Source organism: Kitasatospora sp. NPDC043949 (assembly GCF_056435365.1).
Genome location: NZ_JBWKEQ010000035.1, coordinates 1 through 21,298 on the forward strand (window position 1 = coordinate 1; position 21,298 = coordinate 21,298).

General features: G+C 71.5%; 23 protein-coding genes and 3 pseudogenes. 13 read left to right on the forward strand and 13 right to left on the reverse strand.

What is annotated here, in order from left to right:
* Nucleotides 1-94 precede the first annotated feature (94 nt).
* The 3 genes and pseudogenes from AC07AL_RS25760 to AC07AL_RS25770 form a co-directional block, all read right to left on the reverse strand.
* Nucleotides 95-472 (reverse strand): annotated as a pseudogene (locus AC07AL_RS25760) (ADP-ribosylglycohydrolase family protein); the annotation flags it as partial.
* Nucleotides 473-657: 185 nt separating this feature from the next.
* Nucleotides 658-1,860, reverse strand: coding sequence for a hypothetical protein (locus tag AC07AL_RS25765; RefSeq protein ID WP_478318334.1), 1,203 nt, complete (start codon nt 1,858-1,860; stop codon nt 658-660).
* A gap of 196 nt (nt 1,861-2,056) precedes the next feature.
* Nucleotides 2,057-2,920 carry a phosphotransferase gene (locus AC07AL_RS25770; protein WP_478318336.1) on the reverse strand — a complete coding sequence of 288 codons (864 nt, stop codon included), beginning with the start codon at nt 2,918-2,920 and terminating at the stop codon, nt 2,057-2,059.
* A 294-nt stretch (nt 2,921-3,214) separates the two neighbouring features.
* Between AC07AL_RS25770 and AC07AL_RS25775 the strand changes: the two genes are divergently transcribed.
* Entirely contained in the window at nt 3,215-4,084 is an 870-nt protein-coding gene (locus AC07AL_RS25775) for a C40 family peptidase (protein WP_478318337.1), read from the forward strand.
* A gap of 83 nt (nt 4,085-4,167) precedes the next feature.
* Here AC07AL_RS25775 and AC07AL_RS25780 read toward each other — a convergent pair whose 3' ends face one another.
* The 3 genes and pseudogenes from AC07AL_RS25780 to AC07AL_RS25790 form a co-directional block, all read right to left on the reverse strand.
* Nucleotides 4,168-4,812 carry a restriction endonuclease gene (locus AC07AL_RS25780; RefSeq protein ID WP_400806751.1) on the reverse strand — a complete coding sequence of 215 codons (645 nt, stop codon included), beginning with the start codon at nt 4,810-4,812 and terminating at the stop codon, nt 4,168-4,170.
* 244 nt (nt 4,813-5,056) lie between these two features.
* The gene (locus AC07AL_RS25785; protein WP_363584451.1) at nt 5,057-5,413 is read right to left on the reverse strand and encodes an arsenate reductase ArsC; all 357 of its coding nucleotides are present in this window, start codon (nt 5,411-5,413) and stop codon (nt 5,057-5,059) included.
* A gap of 52 nt (nt 5,414-5,465) precedes the next feature.
* A pseudogene (locus AC07AL_RS25790) lies at nt 5,466-5,594 on the reverse strand (ACR3 family arsenite efflux transporter); the annotation flags it as partial.
* On the opposite strand from AC07AL_RS25790, the pseudogene AC07AL_RS25795 reads away from it, so the two are divergent.
* Nucleotides 5,565-5,789 (forward strand): annotated as a pseudogene (locus AC07AL_RS25795) (glyoxalase/bleomycin resistance/dioxygenase family protein); the annotation flags it as partial. The pseudogenes AC07AL_RS25790 and AC07AL_RS25795 overlap by 30 nt on opposite strands.
* Nucleotides 5,790-5,899: 110 nt before the next feature.
* On the opposite strand, the gene AC07AL_RS25800 reads toward AC07AL_RS25795, so the two are convergent.
* Nucleotides 5,900-7,147 (reverse strand): MFS transporter, encoded by a 1,248-nt coding sequence (locus AC07AL_RS25800; protein ID WP_478318340.1) that lies wholly within the window; start codon nt 7,145-7,147, stop codon nt 5,900-5,902.
* 77 nt (nt 7,148-7,224) lie between these two features.
* On the opposite strand from AC07AL_RS25800, the gene AC07AL_RS25805 reads away from it, so the two are divergent.
* From AC07AL_RS25805 to AC07AL_RS25815, 3 genes are all read left to right on the forward strand, one after another.
* Complete coding sequence (locus AC07AL_RS25805; RefSeq protein ID WP_363584314.1) at nt 7,225-7,587, forward strand: MerR family transcriptional regulator; 363 nt, start codon at nt 7,225-7,227, stop codon at nt 7,585-7,587.
* A gap of 151 nt (nt 7,588-7,738) precedes the next feature.
* A complete protein-coding gene (locus tag AC07AL_RS25810) occupies nt 7,739-8,545 on the forward strand; it encodes an alpha/beta fold hydrolase (RefSeq protein ID WP_478318342.1) in 807 nt (268 codons plus the stop codon).
* 332 nt (nt 8,546-8,877) lie between these two features.
* Nucleotides 8,878-9,009 carry a hypothetical protein gene (locus tag AC07AL_RS25815; RefSeq protein WP_478318344.1) on the forward strand — a complete coding sequence of 44 codons (132 nt, stop codon included), beginning with the start codon at nt 8,878-8,880 and terminating at the stop codon, nt 9,007-9,009.
* 215 nt (nt 9,010-9,224) lie between these two features.
* On the opposite strand, the gene AC07AL_RS25820 is transcribed toward AC07AL_RS25815, so the two are convergent.
* Complete coding sequence (locus AC07AL_RS25820; RefSeq protein WP_478318346.1) at nt 9,225-10,574, reverse strand: LGFP repeat-containing protein; 1,350 nt, start codon at nt 10,572-10,574, stop codon at nt 9,225-9,227.
* A gap of 225 nt (nt 10,575-10,799) precedes the next feature.
* Here AC07AL_RS25820 and AC07AL_RS25825 point away from each other — a divergent pair, with 225 nt between their 5' ends.
* The 3 genes from AC07AL_RS25825 (at nt 10,800) to AC07AL_RS25835 (ending at nt 13,138) form a co-directional block, all read left to right on the forward strand.
* Nucleotides 10,800-11,222 (forward strand): hypothetical protein, encoded by a 423-nt coding sequence (locus AC07AL_RS25825; protein WP_363622628.1) that lies wholly within the window; start codon nt 10,800-10,802, stop codon nt 11,220-11,222.
* A 47-nt stretch (nt 11,223-11,269) separates the two neighbouring features.
* Complete coding sequence (locus AC07AL_RS25830) at nt 11,270-11,704, forward strand: hypothetical protein (RefSeq protein WP_363627711.1); 435 nt, start codon at nt 11,270-11,272, stop codon at nt 11,702-11,704.
* A gap of 450 nt (nt 11,705-12,154) precedes the next feature.
* A complete protein-coding gene (locus AC07AL_RS25835) occupies nt 12,155-13,138 on the forward strand; it encodes an alpha/beta fold hydrolase (RefSeq protein WP_363584320.1) in 984 nt (327 codons plus the stop codon).
* An 85-nt stretch (nt 13,139-13,223) separates the two neighbouring features.
* Here the strand turns inward: AC07AL_RS25835 and AC07AL_RS25840 are convergent, their stop codons facing one another.
* Together AC07AL_RS25840 and AC07AL_RS25845 are read right to left on the reverse strand one after the other, a co-directional pair.
* The gene (locus AC07AL_RS25840; RefSeq protein WP_363584322.1) at nt 13,224-13,964 is read right to left on the reverse strand and encodes an SDR family oxidoreductase; all 741 of its coding nucleotides are present in this window, start codon (nt 13,962-13,964) and stop codon (nt 13,224-13,226) included.
* 117 nt (nt 13,965-14,081) lie between these two features.
* Nucleotides 14,082-14,387 carry a GNAT family N-acetyltransferase gene (locus AC07AL_RS25845; RefSeq protein WP_400843852.1) on the reverse strand — a complete coding sequence of 102 codons (306 nt, stop codon included), beginning with the start codon at nt 14,385-14,387 and terminating at the stop codon, nt 14,082-14,084.
* A 204-nt stretch (nt 14,388-14,591) separates the two neighbouring features.
* Here AC07AL_RS25845 and AC07AL_RS25850 point away from each other — a divergent pair, with 204 nt between their 5' ends.
* The gene (locus tag AC07AL_RS25850; protein WP_363584326.1) at nt 14,592-15,362 is read left to right on the forward strand and encodes a maleylpyruvate isomerase N-terminal domain-containing protein; all 771 of its coding nucleotides are present in this window, start codon (nt 14,592-14,594) and stop codon (nt 15,360-15,362) included.
* A 4-nt stretch (nt 15,363-15,366) separates the two neighbouring features.
* Here AC07AL_RS25850 and AC07AL_RS25855 read toward each other — a convergent pair whose 3' ends face one another.
* Complete coding sequence (locus AC07AL_RS25855; protein ID WP_478318349.1) at nt 15,367-16,443, reverse strand: mechanosensitive ion channel family protein; 1,077 nt, start codon at nt 16,441-16,443, stop codon at nt 15,367-15,369.
* Nucleotides 16,444-16,797: 354 nt separating this feature from the next.
* Between AC07AL_RS25855 and AC07AL_RS25860 the strand changes: the two genes are divergently transcribed.
* A complete protein-coding gene (locus AC07AL_RS25860) occupies nt 16,798-17,250 on the forward strand; it encodes an SRPBCC family protein (protein WP_363584330.1) in 453 nt (150 codons plus the stop codon).
* A gap of 116 nt (nt 17,251-17,366) precedes the next feature.
* Nucleotides 17,367-17,735 (forward strand): hypothetical protein, encoded by a 369-nt coding sequence (locus AC07AL_RS25865; RefSeq protein WP_063352503.1) that lies wholly within the window; start codon nt 17,367-17,369, stop codon nt 17,733-17,735.
* 287 nt (nt 17,736-18,022) lie between these two features.
* Here the strand turns inward: AC07AL_RS25865 and AC07AL_RS25870 are convergent, their stop codons facing one another.
* Nucleotides 18,023-18,496, reverse strand: a complete 474-nt coding sequence (locus tag AC07AL_RS25870; protein ID WP_363584332.1) for a nucleoside deaminase — start codon at nt 18,494-18,496, stop codon at nt 18,023-18,025.
* A gap of 183 nt (nt 18,497-18,679) precedes the next feature.
* A complete protein-coding gene (locus AC07AL_RS25875; RefSeq protein WP_363584334.1) occupies nt 18,680-19,078 on the reverse strand; it encodes a VOC family protein in 399 nt (132 codons plus the stop codon).
* Nucleotides 19,079-19,174: 96 nt separating this feature from the next.
* On the opposite strand from AC07AL_RS25875, the gene AC07AL_RS25880 reads away from it, so the two are divergent.
* Together AC07AL_RS25880 and AC07AL_RS25885 are read left to right on the forward strand one after the other, a co-directional pair.
* Nucleotides 19,175-20,212 (forward strand): helix-turn-helix transcriptional regulator, encoded by a 1,038-nt coding sequence (locus AC07AL_RS25880; protein WP_363584336.1) that lies wholly within the window; start codon nt 19,175-19,177, stop codon nt 20,210-20,212.
* A 95-nt stretch (nt 20,213-20,307) separates the two neighbouring features.
* Entirely contained in the window at nt 20,308-21,255 is a 948-nt protein-coding gene (locus AC07AL_RS25885; protein WP_400985824.1) for an NmrA family NAD(P)-binding protein, read from the forward strand.
* The last annotated feature ends 43 nt before the right edge of the window (nt 21,256-21,298 follow it).

Genomic DNA, 21,298 nt, shown 5'->3' on the forward strand with positions numbered 1-21,298 from the left:
CCATCCGCATATCGCATGCGAGACGGTCTACGCCGACAGGTGACCGTCCGTCAGTAAAACGGCAGATCCATCACCCCAAAGAGCAAATGTCAGTACCTGCTGCCCGCAGGTTGACCTGGAAGTGGATCGCGGCGGCCAGATCCCAGGGCATGCCGTTGGTGAGGACGTCCTCGGTCTGCAAGCCGATGTCCTTGGGTTCGGATGCCGCCCACCGCTGGAAGCGGTCGAAGATGTCCGACAGGTCCAGCCCTCCCCGCTGGACCAGTGACTCCGCCACCATCACGGCCATCTGCGTGTCGTCCGTGGCCTCGCCCGGATCCCAGCCGCCACCTCCGCACATCTCAGCACCGGCACCGGGGAGGGGGAACCGCGCGGAGAACGCTCCTTGGGGGCCGAACTCAAAAGGGGCTCCAAGCGCGTCACCCACAGCCGAGCCGACGACCACGCCAGCAGTCCGCTGAATCCGCTTCATTCGTGCAGGCTATCGGTGCGGCCGGTGCCAGGCGTCGGGCAGGCGGTTGGTGACGTTCTGTCGTTCGTGTAGCTGTTGATCCCGGTGAGCCCGTGACCTGTTGTCTTGTTGCCGAGCGTCGTCGGCCAGCGGAATCGATCTTGGGTGCCGTCCGCTGAGGTCGAGGCCCCGGCTGTGTCGGCGGGTCAGCCGGTGGGGGGTGAGTTGTCGGTGCTGCGGTCGTCGAGGACGATGTGCGGCTGGTGCAGGCGGTCGTTGCCGGCCTGTTCGTCGGCGGGGCGGGTGCTGTTGATGACGGCGGCGATGCGCTCGTAGCTGGTGACGGCGAGGGCCCACGTTCCGATGCTGGTGCCGTTGCCGTTGCCGACTCCGCTGTAGGCGGTTTCCCGGAGGGCGTTGAGGAGGGCGATGGTGCTGGGGCCGGACAGGATCGTGTCCTCGTTGCCGTCGTTGACCGGCTTCGAGAAGTGGTCGGCGCCCTCGGCCTGGGCGGCCAGGAAGTCCCAGGTCTCGGGGTGGCAGGAGATCGCGACGGTCTTCACGGCTGCGGCCTTGAGAAGGGTGTTGACGTGGTTTTCCCAGACGAAGGGCTCCGGGATGAGACCGGACACGTCGTCGGCGCGGCCGCTCGGGAGGTCGTCGATGACGGCTTGGTCCGGCGCGACTGCTTCCGTGCCCTCCAGATCGACCTTCGTGTCGTGCTCCGTGGGGCCGGAGGGGCGGAACAGGTCTGCGAGTCGGGCGGCGACCTCGGCCGCGATCTGGCTGAGCTGGTCCTCGGCGAGGACGTGCGGGGCGGTCGGCGCGTCGTCGGCAGGGGTGGTCTCGGACACGGTTGTCTCCTCGCTGTCGGATTCCGCGGCCTCGCCGGTCACGGAGGGGGAGGCCTGCTCTGTGGCGTGCTGTGCGGCCTGCCCGGATGCCGGGGGCTCGGCGTCGGGGAGCTCGTTGGTACCGGGGGAGTTGCTGCTGCCGGCATCACCGCCGGGCAGGTGAGCGGCTTCGTCCGGGCCCTCGATCTCCGGAGCAACTTCCACCGGCTGGCCCACGGCCTCGGGGGAGTCGACGGCGGGCCGAGGCGCCTCGGTGGGGCCGCCGTCCAGGGGAGCGCGGCCGCTGTTCTGCCGAGTGCTGAGTTCGTTGCGCAGATTGCCCAACTGGCGGTGGAGGCTGCGGTTGTCCTGGTGGGCGCGGCTGGCCTCCTGCTGTTCTTTGGCGATCGCTTCGAGGAACTCGTCGCGGTGTTCGCTCAGGCCGGCCGCCAGCGTCGCGGTGAGTTCGGCTCGCAGGTTGTCGGTGTGGTTGCGGATCTCCTCCAGGCCGGCCTGAAGGGCCGTCCCGACTTCTGCGCGTAGCAGTTCGACCTGGTGGGTGGTGCCCCTCGCCATGTCCCCTCCTGATCTCGCGCACCCGTAGGGGTGGCGGCGGGTACAGCGTGGCGGCAAGGGCCCGTGCGCGATGAGTGGATCGGTGGGACTGTCGAGAACGTGTCGATCACCGTCTGAAATCGGATCACCACGCAGATGTGTCACATTGTCGGTTGATAGACCGAATGGAGCGTTATGCTGATGTTCGTCACGGTGTTCACTTGTTGTCGGAGTTCCGAAGGATGTCGGTGGTCCAGGCCGGCCTGATCGCGTGCCAGCTGTACCGGTAGCCGTTGGTGCCGTGGTGGGGCGTGGTGAGGATGTGGTGGAACTCGCACCATGCGGCGAACTCGAGCCAGGAGCATCCGGGAAGACCGCGCTGCTCGGGATGGCGGTTGTAGGCGGCTACGGCCCGACGGATGGTGTCCTCGGGCAGGGGGCCGGTGGTCATGGAGATGGTGACGATGATCTTGGCGAGGTCGTAGCCGAAGGGAGCGAGGGTGAGGGAGTCGAAGTCGACGACGGCGACGGTGGTGTCGGTGATGAGGAAGTTGCGCGGGTTGGCGTCCTTGTAGAAGGCGGCGGGCATGGTGGCGGCCTGCTCCAGCCAGTCGTCGATCGCGCCGGGGGTCAGGAGCGGGGACGGTACGGTGCCGGTGGCCAGAAGCCGGTGGAGGCGCTCGCGGCGGCTGTCGGCGAAGTCGTCGATCGTGACGTCGGCGGTCGTGACGTCGGCGGTCGTGACGTCGGCGGTCGTGACGGCGCCGCTGGTGTGGTCATGGCTGGTGTCGTCGGCGCTGGTGTCGTCGGCGCTGGTGTGGGGTGCGTTCAGGCGGGCGGCGTGCAGGTCGTGGGTGTGGGCGGTGGTGTGCTGGTGGCCGAGGAGGTCGGCCAGGGTCAGTAGGTCGTCGGGGGTGCCGTGGTGGCCGTCGAGGTGCTCGTAGTCGATCGCGGTGGGGTGGACGTGGACGACGTGGGGGATGCGTACGTCGGGGTTGGTGCGGGCGATCCAGCGGTGGTGGGCCAGGGAGCGCTGCTGGGTGTGGGGGTCCGCGAACGTCTTGGTGAAGGTCCTCAACATGTGTGTGGTGTTCCTCAAGCGCGGCTGCTCTCCCGAGATCGCGGCCACACCGGCCCCGCAGGACCGCGCTGTTACAAGGACGGTACCGGCGCGCGGCGAACGTTCACAGGTGGCGTACAGGACGCCCTCTGCCCCGACAAGCGAGGGGCCCGTCTGGGGGCGGGGCGACGGTGTTTCTTCAACTGTCCGATTCGGCAGGGGCGTTGATGCCGGGCTTCCGCAGGAGGATGGTCAGTCCCGTAACCCGTTCCGTTCCGTTCAGCTTCGTCCCGGCTCGGTGAAAGAGGACCTCCGTTGAGAACGAACACTCGTGGTATCGCTCTGGCCAGTCTGCTGGTCTGCCTGGTGGTCGCCCTGCTGGCGGCGGTGACGCCCCCGGCCCGCGCCGACGCCCCGGCCGGGCCGGCCGACGCCGCGTGTGCCGCGCAGGGCGCCCCGATATCGGAGGCCGCCGGCCGGGCCATCGCCGCCGCCTGCGGCCAGGTCGCCGCCGGTACCTGGTACACCTGGGGCGGCGGGCACGGCACCACCCCCGGCGCGACGTACGGCCAAGTCGACCCCAGCGACCCCGAGCGCTCCGGGAACGACCCCTTCCGGGTCGGTTTCGACTGCTCCGGCTTCGTCCGCTGGGCCTGGTCCCAGGCCGTCGGCAGCGACATCGTCGGGCAGCAGGACGCCGCCGAGATCTCCCGCCTGCCCGGACAGCAACTCGGCCGCGACCAGGGTGTGCTGCGCCCCGGCGACCTGGTCTTCTGGGGCCTGTCCCACGTCCACCACGTGGCGATCTACCTCGGCGGCGGAAAGATCGTCGAGGCCCGCGAATCGGACACCCGCCTCATGGTCTCCGACTTCTCCAGCCACACGGCCGCCGACTACGCCGGCGCCCTGCGCTACACGCCGGACGTCCCCGCGGGCGCCGACCGCCGGACCTGGAGCAGCGGGGTGAACATCCGCCCCACCCCGTCGACCGCCAACCCGCCCGTCGCCGTCCTGCCCGGCCCCACGACGGTCCGCATCCAGTGCCAGCAGCACGCCGAGAAGGTCGAGGCCGAGGGCTACGTCAACGACGCCTGGTCCTACCTGCCGGACTACCGCGGCTGGATCAGCAACATCTACGTCCAGGGCCCGGCCTGGCTCGACAACGTCCCCACCTGCACCACCTGACCCCGTCACACGCACCAGGACGGCGCAGGCGCGCGACGAGGCCGCCCGAGCCCCACGACGGTGCGGGCCCGGGCGGTCAGGTGTCAGGCCCAGGGGGGTTTGCCGGTTCCCTCGGCCCACAGGGCCAGTGCCCGCCGGTCGATGGCGTGGATGCCGACGTTCGCGCAGAACGCGGCGGCGGCCTTGGTGAACGAGCTGGTCGTCACCACGGCCGCCAGGTCGCAGCGGTGGACGTCGCGGTAGGTGCCGTTGACCTTCTGGACGTCCTGGGAGCCGACGGAGGTCCGTGGCCCGTACCGTTTGGCCTGGATGAGGAGCCGCTGCCCGGACGGAGTGGTGGCCAGGACGTCCGCCGCGAGGTCGCCGGCCCCGCCGACCACCGTCACCTTTGTGCAGCCGTCCCGCCTGCACAGGTCCGCCAGCGCGTGCTCGAACGCCTTCGGAGTCATGCTCAGGAACGGGCCGATGTGCCGCAGCTGCGCCGTGCGCGCAGCCAGCTCCCGCCGCCGGGCCAGCTGCCGCAGACGCAGCACGACGGCGCCCACCACCACGCCGGTGGCCAGCAGCGCGGCGACCAGGAGCAGGTGGCGGGCCAGCCACGTCAGCACGAACGACACCACGGCGACCGCGACCAGAGCCGCGATGCCCAGCGTCAGCGCGTTGTCCCGGGCCTGTTGCGCGCGGCGGGCGGCAGTGGACCGGCGTCGTCGTACGGGCCTTCGGGCCACAGCGTCCCCCCTCGGACCACGGTGTGGACGCGAGCGTAGAAGCAGCCGCCGCCCGGCCGCCGACGATCCCGGCGAATTCGGACGGTTGCGGGCCCGAGTTGTCCGGATCTCGGCGGCCGGCGGCCGAACACCCGGCGGCCGAACACCCGGCAGCCGAAGGCCCGGCAGCCGAAGGCCCGGTGTCGGGACGCCACCGCCGGGGTGTGCCCGGCCTGGAGGACTGCCCCGGGCTACCGGTGGGCTCTCACACGCTGGGCTGGATGCCGAGGTCGGTGAGCAGGCCGCGGATCCGGGTCTCGATCTGGTCGCGGATCGGGCGTACGGCGTCGAGGCCCTGCCCGGCCGGGTCGTCGAGCTTCCAGTCGAGGTAGCGGGTGCCGGGGAAGTACGGGCAGGTGTCGCCGCAGCCCATGGTGATCACCACGTCGGAGGCCTGTACGGCCTCGGTGGTGAGGATCTTCGGAACCTCGGCGGAGAGGTCGATGCCGACCTCGGCCATGGCCTCGACCACGGCGGGGTTGACGGTGTCGGCGGGGGCGGAGCCGGCGGAGCGGACCTCGACCCGGCGGCCTCCGAGGTGGCTGAGGAATGCGGCGGCCATCTGGGAGCGTCCGGCGTTGTGGACGCAGACGAAGAGTACGGACGGCTTGGGCTCAGGCACGGGCGGAACCTCCGGGACTGGCGGGCTGGGGGAAGAGGCGGCGGGCGGCGAGGGCGACGTGGACGAGGCCGATGAGGACGGGCACCTCGATGAGGAGAACGACACCTCCTGCTGCTACGCCCTCCAGAACAAGGTCTGGGTCACCGGCCCCGGCAAGGAGCCCTGGGAGGTCTACGTCGTCAAGGCCGACGCCGACACCCTGGGCAAGAGTGTCGACGCCGCACCGCAGGGCAAGGGGGCGATCGACGCCGCACCGCGGGGCTGCCGCACCGGTACCGAGGAGACGGTTGCCGCAGACTGTGCCTGCGGCAGCTGACGATGCGTCCGGAGGTCGAGTCCGGCGGACATGCGTGCGCAACCAGCAGCACTCCCGTCACCACGGCCTCGGGGATTGCCGCAGCAGAGTCGACCGGACGCCCGGACCGTTCAGCCGGTCGGGTGGCCGGTGGGGCGGGGGAAGCCGTGGCGGTGGGCGGCGACGGTGACGGTCAGGGCGGTGGCGAGCAGGGCCAGGGCGGACCAGGGCAGCGTGCTCGGGCCTCCGTGGTCGAGGAGGAGACCGCCGGCGAGCGCGGCGCCGGCGATGCCGAGGTTCCAGCACGTGACGAGCAGGGACTGGGCGATGTCCCCGGCCGGGCCGGCCGCGTCGGCCACCGCCGTCTGCAGGAGGGTGGCGGCGCCACCGAAGGCGAGACCCCAGACCGCGGCGCTGCCGTAGACGGGCCAGGAGGTGCCGGTGAGCAGGGCGGCGGCGACGGACAGGGCCGCGGCGGAGAGGAGGGCGCAGGCGGCGATCGTCAGGGTGCGCAGGTGGCGGTCGATCAGCGCCCCGGTACCGATGATGCTCACCAGGGAGGACAGCCCGAGGACGAGCAGGACGGTGTCGGTCCGGCCGCCGAGGCCCAGGGGCGCGAGCAGCGCCGCGACGTACGTGTAGAGCAGGTTGTGGGCGAGGACGAAGGCCACCGTGACGGTGAGGACGGCCGCCACCCCCGGGATGCGCAGCACCTGCCGGACGGGGGTGCGGGCGTGGCCGGGCCGCCCCGGGACGGCCGGGAGCGCGACGAGCATCCAGGCGGCGAGCGCCACGGCGACGGCGCTCATCAGTCCGAAGGTGGTGCGCCAGCCCACCAGCGCGGCGACCAGGGTGCCGGCGGGCACGCCCACCGACAGGGCGACCGTCGAGCCGCCCATGGCGACGGCCATCGCCCTGCCGCGCTGCTCCGGCGCGACGACACTGCGGGCGTACCCGGCCAGCAGGGCCCAGAGCAGGCCTGCGACCAGGCCCGCGGCGAAGCGCGCCGCCATGGTGAGGGGGTAGTTCGTCGAGACCGCGGTGACGGCGTTGGCCGCGGCGAAGCCGCCGACGGACAGCAGCAGCAGGCGCTTGCGCGGCCAGCCGGCGGTAGCGGCGGTCAGCGGTATGGCGGCCGCGATGGAACCGGCCGCGTAGAGCGTGACGGACTGCCCGGCGCCGGACTGGCTGACGCCGAGGTCCGCACTCATCGCGGGCAGCACGCCGGCGGGCAGGGCCTCGGTCATGATGGTGACGAATCCGGCGGTGCTCAGGGCCAGCAGGCTGGGCCAGGGCAGCCGGGCGGCGGGCGGGTCCGAGGGTTGGGGAAGCCGGGTGGCGGGCGGGTTCGAGGGGCTGGGGGAGTGAAGTTCGGGCATGGGCCCGATCGTCTATCCTTGACATCCATGTCAAGGTCCAGCCCGGAACGGCACCGGTCGGGCGTGAGGGTGGTCACATGCGTATCGGCGAACTCGCCCGGTTGACGGACACTCCTCCGCGCCTGCTGCGGTACTACGAGCAGCAGGGCCTGATCACCGCGCACCGCGAGGCGAACGGCTACCGGGCCTACGACGACTACCTCGTCGACCGGGTCCTGCAAATCCGCGGACTCCTGGACGCCGGACTGCCCACGCGGATCATCAGGCAGATCCTGCCCTGCCTGGACAGCCCGCGGACGATCCACTTCGCCGACGCCACACCGGAGATGATCGGCACCCTGGAGTCCGAGACGGAGCGGATGACCCGTCGGATCCAGTGCCTGACCCGTAACCGTGATGCCATCCGGGAGTACCTCACCGAGGTCAAGAGCCGGGCCTGAGGCGTGAGCCCGAGGTGTGTGTCTGTTGGTGTGAGCCTGAGGGGTGCGTCCGAGGTGTGAGCCGACGTCGGGACGCGCCGCGGGCGGTCTGTCGGCCTGCCGGGCGGTCGGCTTGACCTTGCCACTGGTGTGATGGTTGGACCCTTCCGTCATGACCGACTCCGCCATCCGGCACCTCGAATTCGGCGACGGCACACCGCTCGTCATGATCCACGGCTACACCGTCGACCACCGGGTCCTGCTCCCCGTCGAACCCGCCTTCGCCGACCGCCCCGGGTGGCGGCGGCTCTACCTCGACCTCCCCGGCCACGGCACCAGCCCCCGGCTGCCGGGGACGACCTCGGCGGCCACCCTGGCCGACGCCGTCCTCGACTGGATCCACGCCGAACTGGGTGAGCAGCCCTTCGCCGTGCTCGGGCAGTCGTTCGGTGGACAGCTGGCCCGGGCGGTGACGGCGAGGTTCGGGGCGCAGGTCCTGGGCTCGGCGCTGCTCGTACCGGTCGTGCACTGGGGCCCCGACCGGACCCTGCCCGGCGTGACCGTGTCCGAGCGCAACGGCGAGCTCCTCGACCGGCTCCCGCCCGCCGACCGCGAACTCTTCGGCCTCGTCATGGCCCGTCACACCGCGCGCAACTGGAAGCTCTTCGAACAGTACGTCCGGCCGGGATGGCGCGCGCACGACCCGGCGGCCGCCGCCGAACTCGAAGCCGACTTCCTGCTGCCGCACTGGCCCGAACACCGCGCGCCGGAGCACCAGGGCCGGCACCTGCTGGTCACCACCCGGCAGGACGCTTTGGTGGGCTGGCGCGACCAACTCGCCCTGCTCGACCACTACCCCCGGATGGCGGCGACGGTGCTCGACGGCGTCGGCCACAACCCGCAGGTCGAGTGCGCCGAGACCGTCCAGGGCCTCATCGGCGCCTGGCTCGACGAACTGCCCCGGCCTGCCCGCCAGTGAGCGGGGCGGCGCTCTGGGCGTTCAGACTTCTGAACTCCTCGCACACCTGGCACACCACGGGCAAGATGCCGTCCTCGGCAGACGGCAACACCCGGGTGTGGCCGCGCTGGTGGCCGGCTGGTTCCTGCGGTACCCGGTCGCCATGGTGACCGTCCGCCCGAACCCCGACCTCGTCGCCGGCTCCGCCACCACGGTCACCGCCTACGAGTGGGGGCCGGCCGCTCTACGACAACCCCGGGGCGGTCGAGGACATCGACGAACCGTAGGGTCACAGCCATCGTGAATCCAGCGCTGGCAGCGATGAGTTGGACGGTAGGAGGAGAATGAGTCGCATGACGTGCTTCCCTGCGAGACCCGGTGCTGTTCTCGCGGGCGACGGCGTGCGCCACCCCGTCCACACGGTCGCCGTACCGCGGAGCCTCCAAGTACTCGCCCTGGAGAAGGCCGAAGCCATGCGGTGCTGAGCGGCCGGCCGTGACGCGCGGTGCCCCTTCCTTCCCGTCGGGGAGGGAGGCGCACCGCGGTGCACGTCACCGAGGCCTTCGCCGTGCGCTGACCGAGGCTTGCCGGCCCCCGCTCGGCCACCTCCGCAGCGCCGGAATCGGCGCCCACTGCGCCAGGGCGTACATCGTGCCGGCGGACCGAGCGGGAGACCGGACGGACCGGCCTCCCGCGTTGATCAGTTGCAGGTCATGTTGACGGGTGCGTGGTCCGGGTCGTTCCGGTAGCACAGGTGCTGCGGGGCCTTCAGGTCCGTGATGGAACCCTGCCACACGGCGCCCTGCCACAGAGCCTGCGGGGAACCGGAGTTCTCCAGCAGGCGCGGGTAGCGCAGGACCTCCCAGGACGGGTACTTGTCCTTGTTCGTGTCGACGTCGAAGCCGGTGAAGTTCTTGTTCTTGTCGTCGTAGCCGTGCGGGTAGATGTGGAACGTCGCGTTGATCCGGCCGAGATCCGCGTACTGCGAGCCCGGGACGTCCACGAACGAGTTGACCGCTGACACGTCCACCCGGATGCCGCCGTCACCGTAGGGCTCCGCCCAGTACTCGTTCTGCGGGGTCCGGTCGTCCTGGACCACCTTGGCGTGCTCGGTACGCACCAGAGGCTTGGCATTGCGGCACGTCAGATCCCCGACACAGGACTGGTCGACGTAGATCCCGACCTGGCCCGTGGCGGTGTCCCAGGCGATGGCCACCTTGGAGCTGGCTTCGGGTTCGGTGCTCCACAGACGGTGGTTGCCCAGGGCGTGGTTGACCGGGTTGCCGTCGTCGCCGATGTAGCCGCGCACCACGACGACGCCCCGGTCGGGGCCCTTGGGCAGCAGCGTGGCGCTCTCCTTCAGATCGCCCGGGGCCGGGCTGCCCTGGAAGAACTGGGCGTTCGCGCGGGGGATCAGCGGGTTCGCGGTCTCGTTCGGCGACCACCGGATGGGGCCGTGCTCGAACATCTGGGTGACGCCCTCCTGCTGGAGTTCGTCGGTGACGGGGTAGCCGTACACCCCGCCTTCCCAGCCCGCCTGTCCCCAGCGCTGGCCGATGAGGCCCCAGACGGGGTGGACGCCGTTGGAGCGCGTGGGATGCCAGTAGAGCGAGCCGCCCTGGAACACCTGGCGCTTCCCGGCGCCGTCGGGGAGGGAGATTTCGTCGCTGGTGGGGTAGCCGAGGGAGCCCTTCTCCCAGCCTATGGCGGCCCACTTGTCGCGGATGAGGCCCCAGATGGCGTGGGCGTCGGTGGAGGGGCTCCAGTAGATCGAGCCGCCGTCGAAGACACTGAACCGGCCCACCCCGTCGGGAGCGGTCTGTTCGTCGGTCCGGGGGCAGCCGAGCGTGGTTCGGTACTCCCGGTACTTTTCCAGGATGCGGCCCTGGACCGTGTGGCCACAGATCTGTTCCGGGTCCTGCCCGGCGGCGGAGGCCGTCGCCGGGCAGAGGGCGGAGCCGGCGAGAAGGGCGGTGAGCAGGAGCGAGATCTTCGCTCCCCGTCGGCGGGCTCGTCCGCGGGGCGTTGAGTGTTCGCTGATGATGTTCACCCGAGTGATTCTCGCGTACATGCCAATGGGAGGGATAGTGTCCGAAGCGTCAAGAATGGGCAGGTGCGCGACAGAAGCACACGGGTAGGCCCAGTCGCGAGAACTACTGGGCCCCCGCGGTCCGTCAAACATCGGTGAGACGCGCTCAAGGTTCGCTGCGACGGGGCACCGGTCACTACTGTCCTCGGTGTTTGATGTCATGCAGAGTGATCGATCAGGTATTCGATGGAGGATCGTGTGGCGAGGGGACGGCGCGTCTTCTTCGGCGTGCTGGGTGGGGCTCTCGGTGTTCTCGGCGTGGGCGTGGTCGTGTGGCTGACGTTCCGGCCTTCCTGGCCTGAGGTGCCCGACCCGGTCGGACGGTGGAGCGGTGGAACGGCGGTGTTCGAGTTCCTCCCGGACGGACGGGTCGGGTCCGCGAAGGTGCCGGCCTACGTGTGCAACAGCGCGGCGGCCGATCCGGCGCAGCCGACGGAACTGGAGGGGAGTTGGAAGGAGTCCTACCTCGATGACGCCGGTCGTGGGGTGTATGTGACGGCGACCCGTAAGGACGGGGGAGGCAACTGCAGGATCTGGCTGACGGCCATGGACAACGGGAAGGACCTGTGGCTTCTGGCGACCAAGGGGTTCGTCATGGAGAAGGGCTGAGATGCCGCGGTGATTTCGAGTACGGCGGCATCGAGCGAGGGGGAGCTGTGGCTGGTCGATGGAAGTACCTGAAGTCCCGGGAGGGTGCCGTCCTGCTCGCGGGTGTCCTGCTGATCGCCGGTCTGGCGGGGTATCTGAAGGCCCGGTCGGGAGGGCCGGATCCGAAGGACTACGTGGGGCGTTGGGCGTCGCGGGACGAGGTGATCGAACTGCGGGAGGGGGGGCGGCTCGGCGAGGTGCGGCTCGACGGGTACTTCTGTGCGAAGGATCCCGTCGGGCAGGGCGTGGCATTGGGGGAGTACCAGGGGAGTTGGCGGACCGGGAGTGTGGACGACGCGGGGTCGGGAGTTTTTGTGGTGCTGCGGGACTACTACCCCGGTGGTGACTGCGAGATCTATCTGCAGGAGGAACGAAAGGGCGCGGTGGCCGGCCTGGGCGGTCAGCCGCGGGGGAGCGCGCAGCGGGTCTTCTCCAGGGTGTAGGGGCTCGGAGAACGATTGCACCCATGATCGGGTGGTCGTCCACGACGACCCGGCCGGTTGGGGGCGTCGACGAACCGGCGGCGATGTCACGGGAGAACCCCATGCCCTGACAGTGCCCGGGTGGAGAGAAACAGCGGCACACCGCGTCGGTCTGGGCGGTGCGTGCGGGTGCGGGTGCGGGTGCGGGGGAGACCGCGGTGGCCGGCTGAGCGCGTTGCTCGCGAGGGCGTAGCTGTGCGGGCCATCGGGGTGACCGATCGGAGCATCGCCACGGGCGGGGCGCGGGCCGCTTTGCCGAAATGGCAACAGGCCTCGCCCTCCTCGGTGCGCGCGCAGCATGATCGGCACTGCGTCGGCACCTGAATCGGCACCGCATCGGCATCGTGCCGCCGAACATCAGCTTGCCGAACCGAACTTGGTGTACGTCGGATCGAGATACCAGGAGGACACATGTCACCGTCGCGGACCACGGGCCCCACTCACCGGCTGGTCCCCTCGCCCGCCGGCCGGATCCACCTGGTGGAGCAGGGCACCGGGCCGCTGGTCCTGCTGCTGCACGGGTTCCCGGAGTCCTGGTACTCCTGGCGCCACCAGTTGCCGGTGCTGGCCGCTGCCGGATACCGCGCGGTCGCCATCGATGTCCGCGGGTACGGGCGCTCCTCCAGGCCCGAGGAGGTGGCCGCGTACCGGATGTTCGACCTGGTCGAGGACAACGTCGCGGTGGTGCACGCCCTGGGTGAACGGTCCGCGGTGATCGTCGGCCACGACTGGGGATCGACCATCGCCGCCGACTCCGCCCTGATCCGACCGGACGTCTTCCGCGCCGTGGGGCTGCTGAGCGTTCCCTACCTCCCGCGGGGCGGACCGAGGCCCGGCGAGGTCTTCGCCCAACTGGGCGGCGACGAGGAGTTCTACGTCTCCTACTTCCAGGAGCCGGGTCGGGCCGAGGCCGAGATCGAACCGGACGTGCGCGGCTGGCTCGCGGGCTTCTACGCCGCGCTGTCCGCCGACACCATGCCGGCGCCCGGCGCGCCCGACCCGCACTTCGTCAGCCGTGGCGGGACACTTCGTGACCGGTTCCCCGTCGGACGGCGGCCCGGCTGGCTCAGCGCGGAGGAACTCGACGTCTACGCCGGAGAGTTCGAGCGAACCGGCATGAGCGGTGCGCTGGGCCGCTACCGGAACATGGACCGGGACTGGGAGGACCTCGCCGACTTCGACGGCGCCCCCGTCACCCAGCCGTCCCTGTTCATCGGCGGGAGCCGGGACGCCTCCACCACCTGGCTGGCCGATGCGATCGCGGCCTACCCCGCGACCCTGCCCGGCCTGCTCTCCTGCCACATCCTCGACGGCTGCGGGCACTGGGTCCAGCAGGAACGCCCCACCGAGGTCAACCGGATCCTGACCGACTGGCTCGCGTCCCTTCCCTCCTGAGCGAGGGGAGCAGGGTGCTGCGCGGGCTCGACGGTCGGGTCGAACTCGCGGCCCATCCGCGCCGTGGTGCTCCGGAGCGCCGCGCTCACCAGGCCACGGTTCGGCCGAGGTAGTCGACGTAGTGCAGGCCCGGGCTGCTCCGGAGGGCGTCGAGCGTCCTGACCACGTTCGGGATGCTCTCGTCGATGCCGAGCAGGGCGTCCGAGCCGCCCAGGTCGGTGCGCACCCAGCCGGGGGCCATGAGGACCAGGGGCCGGGGTTCGCCGCTGTGCCGCGCCGCGTAGCTGCGCATGAACGTGTTGAGCGCGGCCTTGCTGCCGCGGTACACCTCGTGGCCGCCGCGCTCGTTGTTGGCCACGCTGCCCTGGCCCGAGGACATCACCGCGATCGTGCCCGCGGGCTCGACGAGGTCCTGAAGGGCCTCGATGACGCGCAGCGGGCTCAGGGCGTTGGTGACCATGACCCGGACGAACTCCTCGGTGGAGGTCTGCGCCACCGTGCCCTCGGGCTGGTTCGTGACGCCGGCGTTCACGAAGAGCAGGTCGAACGTCCGGCCGGCCAGGCGAGCGCTCAGCGTCGCGACCTGCTCGGGCTCGGTGATGTCGACGGTCTCGACCTCGACCTGCCCGGCGTGGGCGTCGGCGAGCTCGTGCAGCCCGGTCCGGCCCGAGCCGCGTACGGTGGCCACGACCTGCCAGCCGGCTCTCGCCCATTCCTGGGCGAGGGCGAGCCCGAGGCCCCGGGACGCGCCGATCAGGAGCACGCGCCTGCCAGGGGCCGGGGCTGGGGGCGGCGCGGAGTGACTTCCCGAGTTGGTTGTGGACATAACAGTGATTGTGCGAGGCGTCATCGCGTCCGGCAAGCCGCCTCCCCGGCGGGGGAGTTGGCAATCCGGGGCCGGGGGGCCTCCCGCTTCTCGCCGGGGCGCCGGCCGGCGGGCGGCTCAGAGGCCGAAGCGGGCACGGTGGGAGGCGGGGACCAGGTCGGTGTACTCGGGGTGCTTGGTGATCCAGCCGCGGATGAAGGGGCAGTAGGGGAGGACGGCGAGTGTCTGCTCGCGGGCCGTGTCCAGTGCCGCGCGTGCCAGTCGGCCGGCCAGGCCGCGGCCCTCGAAGCGGGGGTCGATCTCGGTGTGGATGAAGGCGATCTCGTCGTCGGAGCGGTGGTACTCGGCGAAGCCGGCGAGTTCTCCGCCGTCCTGGATCTCGAAGCGCGACTTCTCGGTGTTGTCGGTGACGAGCTCGTCCATGGTTTCCTCCGCAAGATGGGGGGCGGCCCGGGAGGGCCGGTGGCGGGGTGGCGCGGCACCGCTACTATAGTTTAAGAATCAACATTTGTCGTCTGGTCACCACGAGGGCCGACGGACACAGGCTGGGGCGCCAGGTGAACGTCCGGCGGCCGAACAGTCCGGCGGCAGGTTTGCCCGGCGCGGCGGCCGGGATACCCATGGCGCATGATTCCCGCTGAGGTCAGTGACGTCCTGCCGGAACTCGTCCCGTTCGTACGGGCGGTCCAGGAACGCAGGCCCGACGACGGGACGTGGTGCGAGGCGTGGACGGTGCGGGACGTCCTCGCCCACCAGACCGGCAACGCCGAGGAACTCGCCCGCGTCCTGCGCGCCTTCCACGCGGGCGAGCCCGTGGAGACCCGCGGCTTCGATCGGGAGGAGCCGTACCGGCGGATGTCCGACGCGCAGCTGTGGGAGGCCTTCGCCGCCCGCTGCGCCGAACTGGCCGAGGTCGCCGCGGCCGCGGAGAGCGACCTGCCCCCGGACACCGAGGTGCGGTGGACCGGCCGGACCGTGACGGTGCCGTTCTTCGCCGAGCACCTGCGCGAGGAACTGATCCTCCACCGGTGGGACCTCACCGGCGACGACCGTACGGCCCGGGAGGCGCTCGCCGAACCGTGGATGACGTCGCACAGCGTGCGGCTGGTCGGCCGGCCGCTGTTGGCCCGGGGCGTGGCCGGACTCGACCTCGGGCCCGGGGGGCGCGTCGAGGCCCGCCTGCGCGTCCCCGGGACCGACGACGTCCTGGTGACCGCGGACGCCGGCGGCGCGTCCATCGCCCTGGCCCCGCCCGAGGGCCCGGCCACCATCGAGAGCGACGCCGCGGTGCGCGTCCTGCTGTTGTGGGGGCGGCGTCCGGCGGACCCGGGCCGCTGGCACAGCACGGTCGGTCCGGAGGAGCTGCGACGGGTGCGTGCCCTGCTGAGCGGCTACTGAGTGACTACTGAGCGGGTGGGGGGAAGGGGGCGCGCGGGGTGTCAGGCTGGGTCCGGGGCGCCGGGGTGACGGACACCCGGGGGAGCGCTTCGGGGTGGTGTTCGCAGATGTGCGTCACCAGGTGTTCGCGGAGCTGGCAGCGGAGGGAGAACGCGTCGTCGGCGTTGGCGGCGGTCGCCAGGAGCCGGACCACGATGGTGGTGGGCGTGGTGTCGACGACCTGTAGGGCGCTGCCCTGGCCGTCCCAGAGGGGGCTGTCGGCGAGGAACGCGTCGAACTCCTTGCGCAGCAGGGGGACCGGGGCCCGGTGGTCGAGGTGGAGGAAGGCGGTGCCGGTGATCCGGCTGGAGCGGCGCGACCAGTTCTCGAACGGGCGGCCGGCGAAGTAGGACATCGGCATCACCAGGCGGCGCTGGTCCCAGGTCGCGATCACCACCGCGGTGAGGGTGATTTCCTCCACGGTGCCCCACTCGCCGGACACCACGACCACGTCGCCGATCCGGACCAGGTCGCCGAAGGCCAGCTGCACCCCGGCGAAGAGGTTGGCCAGCACGCTCTGAGCGGCGATGCCCGCGACCACGCCGACCAGGCCCGCGGACGCGAGCAGACTGGTCCCGATGCCGCGCACGGAGGGGAAGGTCATCAGCATCGCGCCCAGGGCGGCGATCGCGATGATCGCCTGGCAGATCCGGCCGAGCAGGCCCGCCTGGGTGCGGGCGCGGCCGGCCGAGGAGGGGTCGCGGCGGTGGACGGCGAGGCGGACGGCGCCTTCGACGACGAGCCCGACCACCCGGGCGCCGAGCCATCCGCCGGAGGCGATCGCCAGCAGGACCAGGAGGTGGTGCAGCTGCTCCCGGGTCTCCGGCGAACCGCCGACCCACGGCTGGACGGCGAGGGACAGCGAGGCGGCGAGCACGGTGACCAGGGGTCGCCGGCAACTGCGCAGCATCCCCGGCATGACGCTGCCCGGCCGGTGCGGGGCGAATCTGCGGACCAGCCGTTCGGCGGTCCGGTCCAGGACGTAGGTGGTCAGGGCCACCCCCGCACCTGCCAGGAGCAGACGGAACAGGCTCCACCACACGCTCGCTCTCCCTCCGCGACGGCCGCAGCGCGGCGCTGTGGGCCGGCCTTCCCCGGGCCGGCGCTGTGGGCGGGCTTTCCCCGGGCCCGCTTCCCGGAGCCCGTTTTCCCGTTCGGCGGGATTCACACCTGCCGGAGGTGAGGTGGGGGCCCGACCACGGCGATGGGCCGTTCGGGTGAGGGGGGTGAGGGGGGCGAGGGGGACGAGGCGGGGGAGACGGGGGAGACGGGTGAGGGGGGCGAGCCGAGGGGCCGCGTCGAGGGTTCAGCCGGGGTGCATACCGGGCCGGGAACGGGGCAGCCGGAGCCTGAAGGCCCGCCGGCCCGGGCGGGCACCGACATGTCAGGAGGAGCGATGCACCGGATCGAGGAGTCCGTCGAGGTGGCGGCGCCGCTCGGCACGGTCTACGAGAGCTGGGTCAGGTGTGAGGAGTTCCCGCAGTTCATGCGGGGTGTGGTCAGGGTCGACCGGTCGGGCCAGGACACCAGCTGGGTGGTCCGGACCGCCGCCGGCCCGCGCGAGTTCACGGCCGTGACCACGGAGCTGGTGGAGAACGACCGCGTGGCGTGGGACAGCGGCCCTGGCCCGGTGCGGCACCAGGGCGTGGTCACCTTCCACGCCGTGGGCGACGCCGCCACCCGGGTGATGTTCCAGCTGGAGGTCGAACCGCACGGGCTCTGGGAGCACCTCGCCGAGGCGCTCGGGTTCGTCGACCGCAGGGTGATCGACGACCTGACCGACTTCAAGCGCCACGTCGAGGAGGGCGGCGGACCGGTCGGGGCCACGGTCGACGACACGGTGGCATGAACCTCCGGATCGGGGGCAGCCGAAGCGTACCGGCAGCCCGATCAGGCAGCCCGATCAGGCAGTCAGACCTGACAGCCGGACCTGACAGCCAGACCCGACGACGGAAGGAGACGGTCGTGAGTGATCGCGTCAACATCTGGGAGTTCCGGGACACCGCCGGTCACACGGCGGGCACCGATCTCATCGGCTTCCACGTCGAGGCCACCGACGGAGCGATCGGCAAGATCGACAAGCTGTCCGAGGCGGTCGGCGCCCAGCACCTGGTCGTCGACACCGGTCCGTGGATCCTCGGCAGGCGGGTGCTCCTGCCCGCCGGCACCGTGATCCGGATCGAGATCGGCGAGCAGAAGGTGTACGTCGACCGGTCCAAGGACGACATCAGGAACGGTCCCGGCCTCGACGACGGCGCGGCCGACGTGTCGGCCGACGTCCGCGACCGCTACGGGCTCTACTACGACCCGTTCTACGGCGGTCGGATCTTCTGACGAAAGGGAGCAGCAGTCATGCCGTACGGTTCCACGCAGCTCCAGCCCCAGCCGCAGTCCCAGTCCGTCGGACCTGTCAGTCCGCCGGTGGTGCCGGATCCTCCGCTGCCGCCCGGCGTGCCCGAGCCGCCGCCGGATCCGGTGCTCCCGGGCCCCGCTACGCCGTCACCCGCGCCGCCCGGGCCTGAGCTCGAGCCCGAGCCGGGCCTGCCCCGCCCGCCCGAGCCGCCGGACTGACGGGCCGGACAGAGGAGCCGGACAGAGGAGTCCCGGGGTGGGCCAGAGCGTTACCCCCAGTACCCCGTGTGCACCGCGGAGGCCTCCTCGAAGAGGTGCGGGCCGGACGCCTCCACGGTGCTGCCGCCGGCGGCGAAGACCTGGCGGCACGGCAGGTCGAGCACCGGCTCCTCCGGGTCCACTCCCGCGATGGCGTTCAGCTCCGCCCCTGCGAGCGCGTAGACGACCTTGCGGATGCCGCTCCAGTAGATCGCCCCGGCGCACATCGCGCACGGTTCGGTACTCGTGTACAGGACGGCGTCGACGAGCTGCGTCGGGGCCAGGGTGCGCGAGGCCTGCCGCACCAGATTGGTCTCCGCGTGGGCGGTGACGTCGCGGTCGGTCAGCACCGAGTTCTCGGCCGTGAGCAGGACGTTCCCGGCGGAGTCGGTCAGCAGCGCTCCGAAGGGGTGGTTGCCGTGCGCCCGGGCGTCGGCCGCGATCTCGATGGCCGCGAGCAGGTGCTCGCGGGTGCGGTCGTTCATGACGTGCTCCTCAGGGGATCGGCGGTGGGGCGGGCCCCATGGTGTCGCGGTCGGGCGGGGCGGTGGTACCAGGTTGCCGCACCCGCCCTCCGCCCGCGACCACCCCCGGCGGCGGCCCGGGCCCGCGAGCCGGTGCGGAGCGTGCCGCGGGGACTGGCTCCCGCCCGGGCGGCCGTGCTGTCGTCAGCGGGCGAACCTCTCGACGGCCGCCGGCGTGACGGGTGTGAAGAAGTTGACCAGGTTGCCGTCGGGGTCACGGAGCAGGAGCGACCGGTTGCCCCAGGGCATCGTGGTGGGCTCGGTCACGAAGTCGGTGACGAAGCCGGTCAGGTTCCGGTACACGCCGTCCACGTCGGCGACGAGGAATTCGAAGATCACGCTGTTGTTGTCGGCCGGACGGGCAGAGCCGGGCGCGAACAGCGCCACGGTCCGGGTGCTGCCGATCGCGAGGGTCCCGCCGGCGGTCCGCAGTTCGGCGAAGTCCTCGGTGGACCAGTGCGCCTGTACCCCCGTGGCCCGCTCGTAGAAGCCGACGAGGCGTGCGATGTCGTCCGTGATGATCCGGATCGAAACGAAGTCCATGGTGCTCTCTCCTCGGGTCGGTGAAGCCGTTGCACCCCGGACGGTAGAGGAAATAGTGGACAGAATCGGTCCGGTATCAGCGCTAGGCTCGTGGACATGGGCCGACCTACCAGCCGTGTGCTCACCCTCCTGGAACTCCTGCAGTCGGGCGGCATCAGGACGGTGGCCGAACTCGCCGACCGGCTCGGCGTCGACGGGCGCACCGTGCGGCGGTACGTGGACCACCTGGTCGACCTCGACATCCCCGTCGAGGCGGTCCGCGGCCGCTACGGCGGGTACCGGCTCGCCCCCGGGTACCGCCTGCCTCCGCTCATGCTCAACGACGACGAGGCGCTCGCCGTGCTGCTCGGCCTCGTCGCGGGCCGCAGGGCGGGGCTGCTGACGGCGACCGGGACCGCGACCGAGACCGCGGGCGAGACGGCGGCGGCCAAGATCCGCCGGGCACTGCCCGAGCGCCTCGCCCGTCGGCTCGACGCCGTCCTGGAATCCCTCGCCTTCACGGCTGAGCCCGGCGAGGCGGCCACCCCGGAGACGGGCGTCCTGCTCGCCGTCGCCGACGCGGTGCGCCATCGCCGCCCGATCTCGATCAGGTACACCGCCCGGGACGGCCGGCGGAGCGAACGCACGCTGCACCCGTACGGGATCGTCACCCACGCGGGCCGGTGGTACGTCACGGGCGCCGATCCCGAGATCGATCCCGGGACCGGCCAGGACCGGACCTTCCGGCTCGATCGCATCGCGGACGCGAGGCCCCTGCCGGGCTCGTTCGAGCCGCCCGCCGGGCTCGATCCGGCCCAGCGCGTCCTGTCCGGGTTCGCCAAGGCCGCGTACCGGTACGAAGTGACCCTGCGGATCCACGGGACGGTCGAGCAGATCCGCGCCCGGCTCCCCGCCAGTGTCGCGAGCATCGAGGAACCCGTACCCGAGGAAGGAACGGATCCGCACACCGAGCGGTGGCTGCACGTCGAACTGCGGGCGGAGCGGCTCGACTGGCTGCCCCCCGTCCTCGCCTCGCTCGACCGGCCGTTCGTCATCGAGCGGCCGGACGAACTCCGCGGCCTCGTCATCGCGCTCGCCGACCGGCTCGCCGCCTCCGCTCGCCAGGCCCGCGATCCGGACCGGATCGGAGGCTGATGCGCCCGCCCTGCCCTCACGGCCGCCGACGCGCCCGCCCTGGCGTCAAGGACCCGCGGAACCTTCCCGGCGCGGGAGCGTTGGCAGTGCACCGGATGTCCCGGTCAGGTAGGTGGGAGGCAATCGTCGTGCTCGTAGAACCTGTCCTTGTCACCGGCGCCGGCGGTGGGGTCGGCGGAGTCGGGCGAAGGGTCCTGGAGGGGTTGCGGGCGCACAACGTGCCCGTCAGGGCTCTCGTACACCACGACGACGAACGGGCCTCGGACCTGAGGACGATGGGCGGCGTGGAGGTGATGGTCGGTGACCTCACCCGTGGTGCGGACGTGGTCGAGGCGCTGGCCGGCTGCCACCGGGCCTACTTCGGGATGAGCGTGTCGTCCGCCTACCTGGAGGCCGCGGCGACGGTGGCGGTCGCCGCCCGGGAGAGCGTCAGCCTGGAACTGCTGGTCAGCATCTCGCAGATGACCGTCTCGCAGATGGACCTCACCAGCGACGCCGAGTCCCGGCAGCAGCGACTGCACTACCTCGCCGAACACGTCCTCGACTGGTCCGGGGCGCCGGTCGTCCACGTCCGGCCCACCGTGTTCATGGAGAATCCGCTCTTCACCAAGGTGGCGGCGGCTTCGATCCGGCGGGACGGCACGATCCGCCTCCCCTTCGGCTCGGCCCGGACCTCACCGGTCGCGGCCGCCGACGTGGCCGAGGTCGTCACCGCACTCCTGCTCGATCCTGCCCCCCGGACCGGCCGCGTCCACGAACTGACCGGGGCTCGATCCCGCGACATGACGGCCATCGCGGCCGAGTTCTCCGCCGCCCTGGGCCGCGAGGTGACCTACGTCGACGTGCCCTACCAGGAGTGGCTGGAGCACGACCTCAAGAGCCAAGGCCTGCCGGACCACGTGTTCGACCACATCGCCACGATGGCCAGGCTGCACGGCGAGAACCGGTACGACCGGGCGACGAACGACGTCGCTGAGCTTCTCGGTCGCCCCCCACGGGGGTTCGACACCGTGATCAAGGACCTGCTCGCCCGGCGACCGTAGCCGGCCTGCAACCGTAGCCGCCCGGCGACCGTAGCCGGCCGGG